Consider the following 15,053-nt stretch of genomic DNA (forward strand, 5'->3'; position numbering starts at 1 on the left):
ATCCGGATTTTCGCCGAAATGTTTCAGTTTTCCGAAAGAACAATCAGTTTGTCGCCTGCCGAGAATAGGACTTCTGTGTGTTTTACCGGACTAATTTCCACCTCGGAAACGGGTTTTCCGCCGGGTCCGCTCCCCCGTTTTTTATAACCGATGGCGGTTTCGTTGCGGCGCGAAGCCGCTTCCGTCAGCGTGAAAAAATTGACGGCCACTCCCGGCTGAATGTACTCCTCAATGGGCTTCAGGTAAATCTCCGAACCTTCCGCCGAAAACAGATCGTCGAAGACCTGCTGCAGGTGCCCGTTCTCGGAAAGCTGCGCCAGCATCAGACTCACCAGCTTGTCGCTCACGATGAAATCGTCGGCGCGGGTCACTTCGGCCAGGGCTTTGTTGCGGACATCCAGCATTTCGCTCACGATACTCAGGTCCTGGCGGGTCTGGTCGGAAATGTTGCGGAGGTGCAGCAGGGTAATCAGGGTGCGCGCATCGGCCTGCTGGAGCGGCAGGTGGCTCTCACTCAGCACCACCGTGTGGTCGTAGGTTTCCGGCTGAAGCCCGTACAACGTGGCTTTCTGGGTTATTTCGCCCACCCGGACCGTCAGGGTCTGATTCGTCAGCCGGGCGCTGAGGCTGTCCAGCTGGCGGCGCCAGGCCGCATCGTCTTCCAGCACCACGGTCGCTTCCGAGCCGGGCGCCACGTACTGGTCCAGCTCCTGAATAATCCGGAAGCCCTTCGGATTCCAGCCCAGAATCAGCGTCCGTTCCGGCTTCGCGGCGGTCTCGCCTTTCTGAAAAACATTCGTGTGGATATCGAAGTGGTGTTTGGGCGCCAGCCGGATGGTGGTGTCGTCTTCGGCGATCAGAATGAGCTTATCTCCGTTTTTGATCAGCGTGGAAGCGGGCGGATTGAGCCGGGCGGTCCCATCGGCCCTGAAAATCCCGATGACCGTGCTGTTGTCATACGCCAGACAGGCTTCGTGGTAGGTCTGCCGGAGCAGCGTCGGTTCTTCCCGGAAATAAATCTCTTTTCCGCCAAAATCGAGCAGTTCGGTATACACCTCGCTCAGCCCCGACTGGCGGCAGGTCTGGGCCGTTACCCGGGCGATGAGTTCATCAGCCAGCACAAAGGTGGTTTCGTTGTTACCGACCAGTTGCCCAGCTTCGAGGTTGGCCGCCGACTGCAGTTCCGCCACGATATGGTACGTGCCCGGCTTCCGGTTCGGGTTGTTGGTCAGCGCCAGCACCGATTTGATGACGTGCGTATCCGGGTTGTCCAGCCCCTCGGGCGACAGGACGATGATCGACCGGGCGTCGTGCGGACTCACCACCTCCAGCTCGTCCAGATCCAGCGGACTCCCCGTCCGGCAGATGATTTTTGTCGTCCGGGTATCCGGAATGCGGGCGCGGAGTTCGTCTTCCATGTCCACCTTATCCCGTTCGGACAGAATCACAATCCGGGCGTGCTGGCGGCTGGCGTTGGCCATAACCAGTTCTTCCACGATGGTGAACACCTTGGGCGACCAGCCCAGAATCAGCGTATGGTCCTTTTCCAGCACCCGCGAGCGGCCTTTCCGCAGTTCTTCCAGCTGTCCTTCCAGCCCCGAAGTAAGCGTCCCAATAAAGGTTGACAGAATAAAAAGGCCGCCGATGGTCACCAGCAGCATGACGAGCCGGAGCGCCCAGCCTTCATCGCCGCCCACGGCTCCGGAGTCGAGGGCGCGCATGAGACTTTGCCAGGCCGCTTCGCCGAACGAAAGCGGGCCGCTGTCCGGGGCGCTGATGCCCGACAGTGTCAGAATAAGCCCGGCCAGCAGGACCAGCGCGAGGGAAGCCAGGCCCAGCCAGGCGATGATGCTGCCGGAGCCACGGGACAGCGTGTTTTCAAACCAATACCGGAAACGTTGGCGAAGCGAATACGTGGAAGGCATACGAACGGTGGATTTCTGACGAAGCAAACGGATTCTGTTCTACTTTTGTGTTCCAATAAATGCATTTTTCGGGTGAAAACCGCCAACGAATCGCTTTCTGCCCTTCTGAACAGCCGCCAGTCGACCGGTTCGCTGCGCCAGCTCAGGCAGCCCACGGGCCTGGTCGATTTCTGTTCCAACGACTACCTCGGTCTGGCCCGGTCGCCGGAACTGCGGGAGGCGATTGCGGCTTCCCTCGGCTCTTTTGCCGGACATCCAAACGGGTCCACCGGCTCCCGGCTGCTGGCGGGTAACGCGGCACTGGCCGAGAGCCTTGAAGCGGAAATCGCCGCCTTTCACGGGGCCGAAGCGGCGCTGCTGTTCAATTCGGGTTACGATGCCAACATCGGCCTGCTGGCGAGCGTGCCGCAACGGGGCGATACACTACTGACCGACGAACTCATTCACGCCAGTATGATCGACGGGGCCCGCCTCAGCTACGCGACCCGCCACAAGTTTCGGCACAACGACCTCGATGACCTTGAGAGCAAAATCCGGAAGGCCACCGGCACGGTATACGTCGCCGTGGAATCCGTGTATTCGATGGACGGCGACCTGGCTCCGCTGGCCGATCTCTGCGACCTCTGCGACCGCTACGGTGCCGCCCTCCTGGTCGACGAAGCCCACGCCACCGGCCTTTTCGGCCCGCGGGGAGAAGGCGTCGTGTCCGCCCTGGGACTGGAAAACCGGGTATTTGCCCGGGTTCACACGTTCGGCAAGGGACTGGGCGTTCATGGGGCGGTGGTGCTTGGTTCGTCCCTGCTGCGCGACTTTCTGATCAATTTTGCCCGCTCGTTTGTGTACACGACCGCTCTGCCGCCGCATAGTCTGCTGGCCATCCGGGCGGCTTACGAGCACCTGCAAACGCATACCTACAAAATTCACCAACTTCATACGCTGCGGGCGTTTTTTGTCCAGCAGGCAACCGGGCAGATGCCCGAGGCCGACTGGCTGCTCACCGAAAGCGCCATTCAGGGTCTGGTGGTGCCGGGCAACGAGGCGTGCCGGGCGGTCGCGACGGACCTCCAGGCGTCGGGGCTGGACGTGCGGCCCATCCTTAGCCCGACCGTCCCGGCCGGGCGCGAGCGGCTGCGGATCTGTCTGCATACGTTCAATACCGAGGCCGAAATTTTCGCGCTGGTTCAGCAGTTAAAAACCACTTTATCAACCGTAACGCATGATTAAACCACTGCATCTGGTCGTGGCCGGGATCAGCACCGAAATCGGCAAGACCGTTACCTCGGCCGTGCTGACCGAAGCCCTGCAGGCCGATTACTGGAAGCCCATCCAGTCGGGCGACCTGACCGACTCCGACCGCCGGACCGTTCAAAGTCTCATTTCCAATACCGTATCCGTCTTCCATCCGGAAGCCTATTCGCTCCGGCAGCCGCTCTCGCCCCATGCCGCGGCGGCGCTCGACGGCGTGGAGATCCGTCCGGATGCCATTCAGGTGCCGACAACCGAAAACAACCTCATCATCGAACTGGCGGGCGGACTGATGGTGCCGCTCAACGACCGCGACCTCAACATTGACCTTGTGCAGCGCTGGGGACTGCCGGTTGTGCTGGTTTCCAAAAATTACCTCGGCAGCATCAACCACACGCTGCTTTCCGTCGAAGCCCTGCGGAGCCGACGCATTCCGATTCTGGGGCTGGTCTTCAACGGGGAACCGACGCCCGCCACGGAAGATTTTATTCTGCAATACACCAACCTTCCCTGCATCGGGCGCATCGGCTGGGAAGAGGAAGTAACCAAAGCGGTCGTTTCGCGCTACGCCGCTGTCTTTCGAGACAGCTTAACCGCGCTCCTGCCCAAAACCCTTTCCTCCCCCTCCTCCTTTTCCTCCCTTTAATTTATGACTTCTCTTCCCTCCCGCGATAAAGCCGTTATCTGGCACCCGTTTACCCAGATGCAGACCGCGCCGCTGCCCATCCCGATTGTCCGGGGCGAAGGGGCCATGCTCTATGCCGAAGACGGCCGGACCTACATCGACGCCATTTCGTCCTGGTGGGTCAACCTGCACGGACACGCGCATCCGTACATTGCCGAAAAAGTATCCGAACAGCTCCGGACGCTCGAACACGTCATTTTTGCCGATTTTACGCACCGCCCCGCCGTCGAGCTGGCCGAGCGCCTTCTGCCCATTCTCCCTTCAAACCAGGCGAAAGTCTTTTATTCGGACAACGGCTCCACAGCCGTGGAGGTCGCGCTGAAAATGGCCTTCCAGTACTGGCACAACACCGGCCAGCCCCGGACGAAGGTGATTGCGCTGGAAGATGCCTACCATGGCGATACGTTTGGGGCAATGGCCGTGGGCGGACGGAATGCCTTTACCGCGCCGTTCGTGCCGTTTCTGTTCGATGTCGAATACATTCCAGCCCCGGTCGCAGGTCGTGAAGACGAAGTACTCGCGAAGCTGGACGCCCTGCTGGACGAGAACGTAGCCGCGCTGATCGTCGAGCCGCTGGTGCAGGGGTCCGGAGGCATGGTGATGTACGAACCGGCTATACTCGACGAACTGTTCCGCCGCGTCCGGACCGTGGGGGCGCTGGTCATTGCTGACGAAGTGATGACCGGTTTCGGCCGCACGGGCAGGCTTTTCGCCTCGCACTACCTCACGGAGAAGCCGGACCTCATGGCGCTTTCCAAAGGACTCACGGGCGGCACGATGGCCCTCGGCGTCACGACCTGCACCGGGGCGATTTACGAAGCGTTTTTGTCGGAAAGCAAATTTAAGACGCTGTTTCACGGGCACTCGTTTACGGCCAATCCGCTGGCCTGTACGGCGGCCCTCGCCAGTCTAGACCTGACGCTTTCGCCCGAAACCGCCGCCAGCATGGAACGCATTGCGGCCCGGCACGCGGCTTTTGCGGCGCAGATTGCCGGGAACCCGGTCGTGCGGAATGTCCGGCAGCGCGGCACCATTCTGGCCTTCGACATTCATACCGGAGAGCAAACGTCGTACTTCAATTCCATCCGGGATACAGCCTACAGCTTCCTGCGCGAACGGGGCGTGCTGATGCGGCCGCTCGGTAACGTGCTATACATTCTCCCACCGTACTGCATCACGGATGAACAGCTGAACGAAGTGTACGAGCGGGTCATCGAACTGCTGGAAATGCTCGAAAAGTCCCTGGTAGTTAAGAATGAATGACTGAATGATTGAATGGCTGAATCACTAGTTCAATCATTCAGTCATTCAGTCATTCAGTCATTTATCTATTCCTCCCGAATCGTGACCCGGATGTCGGTGTTGCGGCCTTTGTCGTCGGCGCAGGAGATTTTCAGCGGGCCGGGTTCGGGGCGGAAGAAAACGGCCTCAGTCGGCCCGGCCTTGCGGTACAGCTTGTCGTTGAGGTACCAGTACACCTGTTTCACCTCGTTGTCGGCCTGACAGCTGAGCAGAAGCTGCGCGGGATTTTTCGGATTGACGAAGTAGTCCGCGCCTTCGTTGGGACTGATGATCTGCGGTCCGTTCCGAACGAAGACGCGGGTGCAGGCGGGGTTGTGCGGCGGAATCCGGTCGTAGGGAATGCGTCTGGTTTCGTAAAAGGCGATCAGTTCGGGGGCCAGATTGCGGTAAAAGCGTCGCTCGGCCCCTTCTGTCGGCAGGCAGTGGGCACAGTACGACACCGTCCCGGCCGGATTGGTCCAGACCGCCTTCCGGTGCTGGCAGCGGTGGAAAGCCGAAACCCCTTCGATGGCGTAATCGGCCACCGGATGGTCGCAGGCTTCGCCGGGAATATCGCCGGTTTCGGGGCAGACTTTCCGCATCATCAGCCGACTGCCCGCCGGTGCCTTGAACCAGCCGCTCGGCGAGTTGTAATCCAGGGCGTTGAAAATGGCGAAAAGCAGCGGCGTGGCCGTATTCGCCCCGCTCAGTTCCGGAACACCTTCTCCCGAAAAATTACCGACCCAGACGCCGACCGTGTACCGCCGGTTGTAACCGATGCTCCAGGCATCGCGGCGGCCGTACGAGGTGCCGGTCTTCCAGGCGATGCGGGGCAGGTGATAGCTGTTATCGAAGTTATTGGGCAAATCCGGGCGTGTGATCTGCGTCAGAATTCCCGTGATCAGAAAGGCGGCTTCCGGCGAAACCAGCGCGACCCGGGCGGAATCCATTGTCTGGTTACTCAGGCGCAACGCCCTTAACCGGCCGCCGTTGGCAAAGGCCGCAAAAAGTCTGGTCTGTTCTTCCAGCGTGACGCCGCAGCCGCCCAGAATGACCGACAACCCGAGGTCTTTTGCCTGTTTTCTGACGGTCTGAAAATCCGCTTTTTTCAACACATCCAGCAGCGCGCCGGTGCCCAGTTGCTGCAACACCTTCACGGCCGGGACGTTCAGCGAATTGGCCAGGGCGCTTTCGACGGTGATCGGGCCGTAGAACTGCCGGTCGTAATTCTCGGGTTCATAGCCGGAAAAATTCGTTGGCACATCGTTCAGAACGGTTTTGGGGGTAGCCAGCCCCTTGTCGAAGGCCAGGGCGTACAGCAGCGGTTTCAGCGTACTGCCCGGCGAGCGGACCGCCCGGACGCCGTCCACCTGACCCCCGTCGTAAGCATTGCCAAAGTCCGCCGACCCGACATAAGCCACCACCTGCATTGTCCGGTTATCCACCACCAGCACCGCCGCGTTGTGGATGTTCTGCGCCCTGAGCCGCCCGACATAGTTGCGCACCAGTTGTTCCGTCTGCGCCTGTCGGCCCGGCAGAATCGCTGTCTGGATAATCGGTTCGTCGGGGTAGGCTTTCTTCAGCCGCCGGGCCAGGTGCGGGACGAGTTTGGGTGCTTCCCGGCGACGGGCGGTCAGCGGTTCGGCCAGCGCATCGCGGATGTCTTCTTCCGGAAAAAGGGCCGCTGTTTGCAGACGGTTCAGCCAGCGGTTCCGTTCCTGCACCACCAACCCATTGCGCACGCCGAGCCGCAGACTCGACGGCCGGTTGGGCACGATGGTCAGCGTCGCCACTTCCGCCAGACTGAGCAGCTGGGGCGGTTTTCCGAAATACAGCAGCGAAGCCGATTTGATGCCTTCCACGTTGCTGCCGTACGGAATCAGGTTCACGTACATCTGAAAAATTTCGTCCTTCGACAGCCGCCATTCCAGTTGCAGCGCCCGAAAAATCTCGATGATTTTGCTCCCGTACGTCCGCTCGCGGGGTTCCAGCAGCCGCACGACCTGCATTGTGATGGTGGACGCCCCGGAGGTCCGGCGGCCCGTGACGGTGTTGCGGTAAGCCGCCCGGAGCAGGGCCAGCGGGTTGACGCCGGGATGGTAGTAAAACCAGCGGTCTTCTTTCCAGAGAATCGTGCGGCGCAGGGTGGGCGTAATTTCGGCCAGTTCGATCTTCATCCGCCAACGGTCTTCGTCGTTCAGAAACGCGTGCAGGACGGTGCCGTCGGCGGCCGTAATGAGCGTGGAATAACGGGGCTTGATCCGGAGCGGAAACAGGGCGTTCAGCAGGAGAAAAAGCGCCGCCAGCCCCAGCAGAACCGGCACGGCCCGAACGCGGAGAATCCGTTTGGCGATATGATGTATTTTTTCCAATATGCAGATGCAACTAAGCCCGTTGTGGCACTTCGTGCCTTCGCGCCTGCGTGGCTATACCGCCAGGTCCGAAGCCACGAAGGCCCAACAAACTTCGACCATGACACTAAAATTTTACGGTGCTGCCCGAACCGTAACCGGCAGCAAGCACCTCCTCACCACCGGGCGCGGCACCCGCATTCTGCTCGATTGCGGCCTGTTTCAGGGCATCAATACCGACGAACTGAATCAGAATTTCGGCTTTGACCCCGCGGAAATCGACGTGGTCATTCTGTCGCACGCGCACATCGACCATGCCGGTCTGCTGCCTCGCCTCGTCCGGATGGGCTATACGGGGCCGATTTACTGCACGCCCGCCACGGCCGACCTGTGCCGGATCATGCTCCTCGACAGCGCCCATATTCAGGAAAAAGACCTCCAGCGCATCAACGAACGGCGCCAGCGCAAAGGCCGGCAGCCGCTGGAAACGCTGTACGAAACCGAAGACGTCGAGCGAACGCTGGACCTTCTGCACCCGGTTCCCTACCACCAGCCGTACGACCTCAACGGCGGCGAAGTTACCTTTCTGTTTACCGATACGGCTCATATCCTCGGCAGCGCGGCCGTCAGCCTGACCATTCGTGAAAAGAACGAAGAGAAGCGGCTTTTCTTCAGTGGAGACATCGGGCGACCCAACGATAAAATCCTGCGCATGCCCGAGGCGTTTCCGCAGGCCGACTACCTTATCTGCGAATCGACCTACGGCGACAAACTGCACGAGCCGGAACCCGACATGAAAGCCCACCTGCTGCGGATTGTGCGGGAAACCTGCGTGGAGCGCCGGGGTAAGCTGATCATTCCCGCCTTTGCCGTGGACCGCACCCAGGAACTCGTCTACGCCCTCGACCAGCTCGAAAGCGCCGACCTGCTGCCCCGCATTGATGTGTTCATCGACAGTCCGCTCTCGGTAAAAGCCACGGGCGTGATGAAGCGCCACGAAGAATGCTTCAATCCGGACATTCTGGAATACATCAAAAAAGACGGCGATGCGTTTGCCTTCCCGAATCTGCACTACGTTTCCGACGTGGACGAGTCGAAGGCCATCAACGAGCGGCCGGGGCCGTGCATCATCATTTCAGCCTCCGGCATGGCGGAAGCGGGCCGGATCAAGCACCACATCAAAAACAACATTGAAGACAGCCGCAACACGATTCTGCTGGTGGGGTACTGCTCGCCCAACTCGCTCGGCGGCCAGTTGAAGAACGGCGCGAAGGAAGTCCGGATTTTCGGAGAAACGTACGCCGTGAGGGCGGAGGTGGAGGTGATGGATTCGTTCAGCGCCCATGCCGACTATGCCGAGATGCTGCGCTACCTGTCCTGCCAGGATCCGGCCGAGGTGAAGCATGTTTTTCTGGTTCATGGCGAAATCGACCGGCAGCTTATTTTTCAGCACCATCTCGAAAAAGCCGGTTTCCGCCACGTCAGTATTCCGACGCCGTACGAAACGGTGCAGCTGTAATTTTTTTCAAAAATTTTTCGCCGCTAGTTACGTCTGAAAATCAGTTCATTCAACCTAAAAAAGCCGCTCACCGCCGCTTTTTTGCTATATTTTTTTCAGGAAGGGCTTGACATATCCAACTTCATCCTGCATCTTTGCAGTCCCGATTGACGATTGCCACACGGCAAAAATCAAGTGGTCAACCAAATACCGAAGTGGTGGAATTGGTAGACACGCACGTTTCAGGGGCGTGTGCTCTTACGGGCATGAGGGTTCGAGTCCCTCCTTCGGTACGAAAGCCGCAACGCAAGTTGCGGCTTTTGGCATTTTAGCGGGTTAGCTCCCTCACCTTTCCGCCGGATGCACTTTCTGCGGTACCGGGGAAATGAAGATCGTCAGCCAGGCTCTCCGGGCCAGCCGGAAGAAATACGGCGTCAGCAGAATCAAACTCGGCGTCAGACCAATCAGATAATAATCCAGATCGACATTCAGTCCCTGCACAAAGATGAAAAACGTGAGCAGCGTATAGGCCGTATAAAACGCATAACTGACAAACATCGCTCCCCAGTAAAAGCCCGGCTCGGGCGTAAAGTTTTCCCGGCAATGCGGACACTGCTCATGCATCCGGTCAAAATGCAGCGAGAAGGCGCTTTTGGTCACAAAAAAGTCGCCCTGCTGGCAGCGGGGACATTTATTAAACAAGACACTGTAGAATCGGCTATGAGTTGACATGGCTTGGAGTCGTTTGGTTGCCACTTGCCCGAAACAGGCAGTGATTACCCTGCAAAAGTACCGGTTCAGAAAGCCAAAAGGAATGACAAATCAGGCTAAGTATGGTACAAATCAACGATACGCCGTGAGCTTTTCCCTAAACTCTGCCGGCGTTTGGCCCGTGTATTTTTTGAAGAAGCGAACAAAGTAAGACGGGTCCTCGAACGCCAGGTTGAACCCAATTTCCTTGACTGATTGGGTGGTATGGGTCAACAGTCGCTGCGCCTCAATGACCAGCCGGTCGTGGAGTAGCTGACTGGCTGTTTTGTTCAGCACTTTTTTGCAGATATGATTCAGATAATTAGGCGTAAGCCCCATTTGGGAAGCGTAGACCCGCGTCTCCCGAACGCTCAGAAACTGCTCTTCCAGCAGCTCTTCATACTGCCGGACCCGGGCATATAACTGCTGTTCTGTACCTGCCAACTGCTGGCGGTAAAGCCGGTTGGCCGACTCCAGCAGAATATGCACAAAAGAAAGAAAAACCTCGTCCCGGTTTGCCTGTCGCTGGCTGTATTCTTCAAAGGCGTACGTCAGGAGATCGCCGAACCGCTTCGACTCTTCGCCAACTTCCAGCAGGGGGAGTTGCTGGTGGGAATGGAAAAAAGGGTACTGGTACAACCGGTTCCCGTAAAGGCCGCGGAAAAAATGGGAATCAAAGAACAGATTGAACCCTTCAATGTCCGGCGACAGCTTCCAGCTGTGTACCTGTCCGGGCGTCAGAAAATAGAGTTGGGCCGGTTTGACCTTGTACGTTTTAAAATCGATGGTGTGCGTGCCGCTGCCCTGCCGGATCCACATCACCAGATAAAACGAATGGGAATGAGGCTTATCGATTCCCTTAAATTCCTTGACAAGCTTCTCCAGCGGCGTCATATAAAACAACGACTCCGGTTCGTGACGGGGAAACGATTGTAGCTGATAAACCGGTAAGGCTGACGATGCTGGCTTTTTTCTCACGGCCCGAATATAACGCAGCAGAAGCAGAGCCGCCCCCCAACGCATGAAAAAGCCACGCCCGAAAGCATGGCTTTTGTGTTCCAATAAATTATTTTTCCGCTGACTGGTTACTAGACGTTCACATTCAGCTTCATTACGTTGCCGTAGCTGATCTGAATTGCCTCCAGCGGCGGGCGCTTGCAGACGTCCTGCTCGACGAAGAAATGCTTCAGTCCGGCCGTTTTGCCCGCGTTCAGGATGCGCTGGAAATCAATCGAGCCGGTGCCCACTTCGGCAAACGTGCGGCTTTCGCTCTTTTCCATGTCTTTCAGGTGCACGAGCGGGAAGCGGCCGGGGTTTTGTTTGAAGAGTTCGACCGGGTCTTTTCCGGCAAAAACGGCCCAGTAAAGGTCCAGTTCCATTTTCACCAGGTTCTTGTCGGTCTGTTTCAGCAGGATGTCGTAAGGCTCCTGACCGTCCATTTTCTCGAACTCAAAATCGTGGTTATGGTAGCCGAACTGGATACCGGCCTTTTTGGTCACCTCCGCCGACTTGTTGAACAGCGCGGCGTGGCGCTTGTAGTCGTCCAGCTTTTTCCGCTCGTCCGGAAACAGGAAGGCGCAGTTCATGTATTTCAGGCCGAGCGTGGCGGCATCGTCTACGGCCCGCTGCCAGTCGTTGGTCAGCGAACCTTTCATCTGCGGCATGGCAACGCCCGCCAGGTAGTGCCCGCTCACCGGAGTGAGGTTGAAGCCCTTCAGCATGGAGCCAAACTCAGCGGCTGTTTTGCCAAAGAATTTGCCGTCACTGTAGCCAAACAGTTCAACTTCTTTATAACCGATTTCGGAGACCTTCCGCAGCGTCCCTTCCAGGTCTTTACCCAGTTGTTCGCGCAGGGTGTATAACTGGAGGCCGACGTTTTTCGGCGGTTTGGCAAAAACATCCAGCCGCGAAAGCAGCGGCAGACTCAGCGCAAGCGCGCTGTTCTTCAGGAAGGTTTTTCGGGAAATAGACTGCATGACGTTCTCGTAAATTTTGAAGCCAGTCCGGTTAAGCGGCTTTATTGTATCAGTTTGATACAATAATAGAGAAATCGTTAAAGAGTATCAACGTTGATTGTTAATTTTAACGAATAAATTGAACGAAATGGAGAGCAGAAAGGGCCTGATCCGATTTTTATCCGATACGGAGGAAAAACAGTTTTTGTCAAACATTTCCATCGACTGCGTCGTCCTTGGCTTCCACGACGGTCATCTGAAGGTACTTCTGCTGCGGTTTACGGAAACGGACCTGTACGCTTTACCCGGCGGCTTTGTCCGGCAGGAGGAAAGCCTTGACGAAGCGGCGTACCGAATACTGGCCGAACGGACCGGCCTGCAGAACATTTATCTCCGGCAATTTCACACCTTCGGCGATCCGGCCCGCCGCAACGACGCCACGCACCGGCAGATCATGGCCGTCCGGGGGCTGGCGCTGCCCGATAGCCACTGGCTGTTCGAGCGGTTCATATCGGTCGGTTATTACGCTCTGGTCGATTTTTCGGAGGTCCACCCCAAGCCCGATGACTTCTCGGACGCGGCGGACTGGTACGAACTGGAGGCCCTTCCCCCGCTGGTCTTTGACCATAACCAGATTGTCGACAAAGCCCTCTCGGCGCTTCGGCTCAGTCTGGAATACGCCCCGGTCGGCGTGAACCTGCTGCCGGAGGTTTTCACGATGGCCGACCTACAGCAGCTTTACGAAACCATCCTCGGCACCCGGCTGCTCCGGACCAATTTTCAACGGAAGATGCTGAGTCTGAATCTGCTGGAACGGGTGGACAAAAAGCGAACCGGCAAAGCGCACAAGGCTCCGTACCTCTACCGGTTCGTGACCAGAACCTTCCCAGACGGGGCCGATTCGTCCTCAGGCTTCCTTGACTGACGCCCAGGGCGTCTGCTGCAGGTTCCGCACGAGCAGCAGAAAACCACCCCACGCCAGCGGAATAGCCATCCAGACGACGTAGGGAAGCGACGCCATGCCGTAATGCAAAAACCCGAGCAGGCCTACGGCAGCCATAATGCCGAAGACACGAAACGTATTGGTTCCTTTGGTTACCTGTTCCAACGGCATTGAAAAGGGCATCCGGCTGTTTCCGCCCAGTGCAAAAAGTACCAGCGTAGAAGCGTTGATGCCCCAGGACAGCAGAATGTCGCCAATGGAATGGGGTCCCGCCAGCATCAGCGTGATCAGGCCTGTAATCAGATAAACTGGCAGGCAAAACTGCACCAGAACGGCTTTTACGGCCCCGGAAATCAGCATCCCCGGCTGCGCCAGCGGACTCACCGCATACAGCCAGGCCGCTTTGTACTGGTCGGAGTGCCAGACAAACGGCAGCACCTGCATCCCGACCAGGTTGGCGAAATACAGCAAAAGCAGGTATTTCCGGTTTCCTTCTTCGGACCAGCCCTGTCCGCTTCGCCAGAACAGCATGAACAAGATAACCACCATGTACCCCAGTGCCGGATAGGCTTTCAGTTTGAATTTCCGGTCCCGGAGCATGATACGCCACGTAAAAGCAAAGGCCGCCTGCTCGACCGGGTTGCGGGCAACCAGCCGGGCCAGCCCGCCGGTCCGATCGGTCGTTGGGCGGCCCGCTGCCGTCGAGCGGTGGTCGGTGTCGAGCATGGCCAGACGCTGGTTGTACAGCGGAGCCAGATAGTGGTTCATGACCCATAGCCCGACAAACGGCATCAGCAGCGCCAGCGCCACCAATCCCAGGTGCAGCGCGTCGAATTTCTGAAACACCAGGCTTTCGACCGCGCCGCCGAGCCAGACCGGGGGCAGCAGGTAATGCCACCAGCGAATGTTTAGCGTAAACGAATCCTCCACAAACGCAAGCATCCGCGGCAGGATCTGGTAAATGGCGTAAAAGAAAATCGCCGCCGCAATCTGGAAGTAGTTGATCACCTCCCGCAGCTTCTCCTCGCTCGTAAACCGCATCAGGAGCAGGTAAAACAGGTTGGTCAGAAAAACAACCAGCAAAATGCTCAGCAGCCCGAACAGCATGAATGTCAGACCGGCCAGAAGACCGAATTTGACAAAAACGGTCACGATACTGGCCAGTTCGACGGCCAGCGAAATCAGCAGCAGGTACAGCGTGATGTGCAGCAACCGGGCGACCAGCAGGGTCCGGCTGCTCACGGGCCGGGGCAGAATGATCGTGTTGTCCGAAGAATCGAGCATGACGGACGAAAAATCGGTGATGAGCGTCATGGCGACAATCGTCATGGCCACGCCATACGCATAACTAAAACCGAACAGCGGCATCTGGTCGCCGGTAATCCAGAGGAATATGGCGGCCAGCGGCCCCATAAACAGGCTATAAATGACCAGCATCCACCAGAAGGCGTTGCCCGATTCTTTCTGCCGGTTTTGCCGATACTGCCCGAAAGCCGGGTACGTTCGCCGGTTGTCGAGCCGGAGCTTCAGCTCCACAATGGCCCGCACCTGCCCAAAATCGGCACCCAGCCGCGTAATGAGTGGGTTCAGAAACTCAATAACTCTGAGGAAAAGGAGGTTCATTTCAGCGCCTGAATAAATGCTTCGGCCACGGCGCTTTGCTCGCTGGAGCCGGTCAGTTGGGTGAAGAGTTGTTCCAGAGAGCCGCTTTCGCGCAGATGCCGCAGTTCGTCGAAGGTGCCGTTGGCAATCACTTCGCCCCGGTTGATAATGACGATCCGGTCCGAAATCCGCTCGACTACGTCCATGATGTGCGAACTGTAGAAAATGGTCTTGCCGCTGTCGGCCAGTTGCCGGATGATTTCCTTCACCAGCACCACGGCGTTGGCATCCAGGCCCGACAGCGGTTCGTCCAGAAACAGAATATCCGGGTTGTGAATCAGGCCCGAAATCAACAGGACTTTCTGCCGCATGCCTTTGGAGAACGTCGTCATCCGGTCGTCGGCGTTGGCATCCAGCCCGAAAAGCCGCAGCAGGTCGCCGGTTTTGCGCTCTACTTCGGTGGGGTCGAGGTCGTGAAGCTGGCCGATGAAACCCAGGTATTCGCGGGGCGTCAGGGCGTCGTACAACTGCGCCTGTTCGGGCACGTAGCCGATGCGGCGCTTGACCTCCATCGGATTTTGTCTGACATCAAAGCCCAGTACGGAGACTTCTCCGTCAAACTCGGGCAGCAGGCCAATGAGAATTTTGATCGTGGTCGACTTCCCGGCCCCGTTCGGCCCGATATAGCCGACCACTTCCCCGGCATTGACCGTCAGGTTGATGTCTTTCAGCACCTGCGAGCGGTCGTAAAATTTTTGCAGGTTACGGATTTGAATAACGGGTAAGGTTGATTCCATTATAGTTTAGGTTAAAGCCTT

The 15,053-nt window shown here is 57.9% G+C and carries 12 protein-coding genes and 1 tRNA gene; 6 read left to right on the forward strand and 7 right to left on the reverse strand.

Annotated features, from left to right (window positions below; all coding sequences use genetic code 11):
* Positions 1-23 precede the first annotated feature (23 nt).
* Positions 24-1,925, reverse strand: a complete 1,902-nt coding sequence (locus ORG26_RS10855; RefSeq protein WP_266369077.1) for a CASTOR/POLLUX-related putative ion channel — start codon at positions 1,923-1,925, stop codon at positions 24-26.
* Positions 1,926-1,997: 72 nt separating this feature from the next.
* On the opposite strand from ORG26_RS10855, the gene ORG26_RS10860 reads away from it, so the two are divergent.
* From ORG26_RS10860 to bioA, 3 genes are read left to right on the forward strand one after another with little or no spacing between them, the layout of a single operon-like run.
* Positions 1,998-3,149 carry an aminotransferase class I/II-fold pyridoxal phosphate-dependent enzyme gene (locus ORG26_RS10860; protein WP_266369079.1) on the forward strand — a complete coding sequence of 384 codons (1,152 nt, stop codon included), beginning with the start codon at positions 1,998-2,000 and terminating at the stop codon, positions 3,147-3,149.
* Positions 3,142-3,816, forward strand: a complete 675-nt coding sequence (bioD, locus tag ORG26_RS10865) for a dethiobiotin synthase (RefSeq protein ID WP_266369081.1) — start codon at positions 3,142-3,144, stop codon at positions 3,814-3,816. The genes ORG26_RS10860 and bioD overlap by 8 nt, the downstream gene beginning before the upstream one ends.
* A 3-nt stretch (positions 3,817-3,819) precedes the next feature.
* Positions 3,820-5,118, forward strand: coding sequence for an adenosylmethionine--8-amino-7-oxononanoate transaminase (gene bioA, locus ORG26_RS10870; protein ID WP_266369083.1), 1,299 nt, complete (start codon positions 3,820-3,822; stop codon positions 5,116-5,118).
* Between the two features lie 65 nt (positions 5,119-5,183).
* On the opposite strand, the gene pbpC is transcribed toward bioA, so the two are convergent.
* Entirely contained in the window at positions 5,184-7,517 is a 2,334-nt protein-coding gene (pbpC, locus tag ORG26_RS10875; protein ID WP_407704829.1) for a penicillin-binding protein 1C, read from the reverse strand.
* A 91-nt stretch (positions 7,518-7,608) separates the two neighbouring features.
* On the opposite strand from pbpC, the gene ORG26_RS10880 reads away from it, so the two are divergent.
* Together ORG26_RS10880 and ORG26_RS10885 are read left to right on the forward strand one after the other, a co-directional pair.
* On the forward strand, positions 7,609-9,006 hold the full coding sequence (locus ORG26_RS10880; protein WP_266369085.1) for an MBL fold metallo-hydrolase RNA specificity domain-containing protein: 1,398 nt from the start codon (positions 7,609-7,611) through the stop codon (positions 9,004-9,006).
* 188 nt (positions 9,007-9,194) lie between these two features.
* Positions 9,195-9,278: transfer RNA gene (locus ORG26_RS10885), tRNA-Leu, on the forward strand.
* Positions 9,279-9,330: 52 nt separating this feature from the next.
* On the opposite strand, the gene ORG26_RS10890 is transcribed toward ORG26_RS10885, so the two are convergent.
* From ORG26_RS10890 to ORG26_RS10900, 3 genes are all read right to left on the reverse strand, one after another.
* Positions 9,331-9,717 (reverse strand): DUF983 domain-containing protein, encoded by a 387-nt coding sequence (locus tag ORG26_RS10890; RefSeq protein WP_266369087.1) that lies wholly within the window; start codon positions 9,715-9,717, stop codon positions 9,331-9,333.
* A gap of 111 nt (positions 9,718-9,828) precedes the next feature.
* Positions 9,829-10,629: a helix-turn-helix domain-containing protein gene (locus ORG26_RS10895; protein ID WP_266369089.1), complete on the reverse strand. Its 801-nt coding sequence runs from the start codon at positions 10,627-10,629 to the stop codon at positions 9,829-9,831.
* Positions 10,630-10,823: 194 nt separating this feature from the next.
* Positions 10,824-11,711, reverse strand: coding sequence for a sugar phosphate isomerase/epimerase family protein (locus ORG26_RS10900; protein WP_266369091.1), 888 nt, complete (start codon positions 11,709-11,711; stop codon positions 10,824-10,826).
* A gap of 127 nt (positions 11,712-11,838) precedes the next feature.
* Between ORG26_RS10900 and ORG26_RS10905 the strand changes: the two genes are divergently transcribed.
* A complete protein-coding gene (locus ORG26_RS10905; RefSeq protein ID WP_266369092.1) occupies positions 11,839-12,615 on the forward strand; it encodes an NUDIX hydrolase in 777 nt (258 codons plus the stop codon).
* On the opposite strand, the gene ORG26_RS10910 is transcribed toward ORG26_RS10905, so the two are convergent.
* Complete coding sequence (locus ORG26_RS10910; protein WP_266369094.1) at positions 12,598-14,256, reverse strand: hypothetical protein; 1,659 nt, start codon at positions 14,254-14,256, stop codon at positions 12,598-12,600. The two genes, ORG26_RS10905 and ORG26_RS10910, sit on opposite strands and share 18 nt — an antisense overlap.
* Entirely contained in the window at positions 14,253-15,032 is a 780-nt protein-coding gene (locus ORG26_RS10915; protein WP_266369096.1) for an ABC transporter ATP-binding protein, read from the reverse strand. The genes ORG26_RS10910 and ORG26_RS10915 overlap by 4 nt, the downstream gene beginning before the upstream one ends.
* Positions 15,033-15,053: the final 21 nt, after the last annotated feature.

Origin of the sequence: Tellurirhabdus rosea (assembly GCF_026278345.1) — a bacterium.
Lineage (GTDB): Bacteria > Bacteroidota > Bacteroidia > Cytophagales > Spirosomataceae > Tellurirhabdus > Tellurirhabdus rosea.

Excerpts from the sequence above, each read along its gene's own strand:
- ORG26_RS10855 (WP_266369077.1), bottom strand. The coding sequence starts at position 1,925 with ATGCCTTCCACGTATTCGCTTCGCCAACGTTTCCGGTATTGGTTTGAA.
- bioD (WP_266369081.1), top strand. The coding sequence starts at position 3,142 with ATGATTAAACCACTGCATCTGGTCGTGGCCGGGATCAGCACCGAAATC.
- bioA (WP_266369083.1), top strand. The coding sequence starts at position 3,820 with ATGACTTCTCTTCCCTCCCGCGATAAAGCCGTTATCTGGCACCCGTTT.
- ORG26_RS10880 (WP_266369085.1), top strand. The coding sequence starts at position 7,609 with ATGACACTAAAATTTTACGGTGCTGCCCGAACCGTAACCGGCAGCAAG.
- ORG26_RS10890 (WP_266369087.1), bottom strand. The coding sequence starts at position 9,717 with ATGTCAACTCATAGCCGATTCTACAGTGTCTTGTTTAATAAATGTCCC.
- ORG26_RS10895 (WP_266369089.1), bottom strand. The coding sequence starts at position 10,629 with ATGACGCCGCTGGAGAAGCTTGTCAAGGAATTTAAGGGAATCGATAAG.
- ORG26_RS10900 (WP_266369091.1), bottom strand. The coding sequence starts at position 11,711 with ATGCAGTCTATTTCCCGAAAAACCTTCCTGAAGAACAGCGCGCTTGCG.
- ORG26_RS10905 (WP_266369092.1), top strand. The coding sequence starts at position 11,839 with ATGGAGAGCAGAAAGGGCCTGATCCGATTTTTATCCGATACGGAGGAA.
- ORG26_RS10910 (WP_266369094.1), bottom strand. The coding sequence starts at position 14,256 with ATGAACCTCCTTTTCCTCAGAGTTATTGAGTTTCTGAACCCACTCATT.
- ORG26_RS10915 (WP_266369096.1), bottom strand. The coding sequence starts at position 15,032 with ATGGAATCAACCTTACCCGTTATTCAAATCCGTAACCTGCAAAAATTT.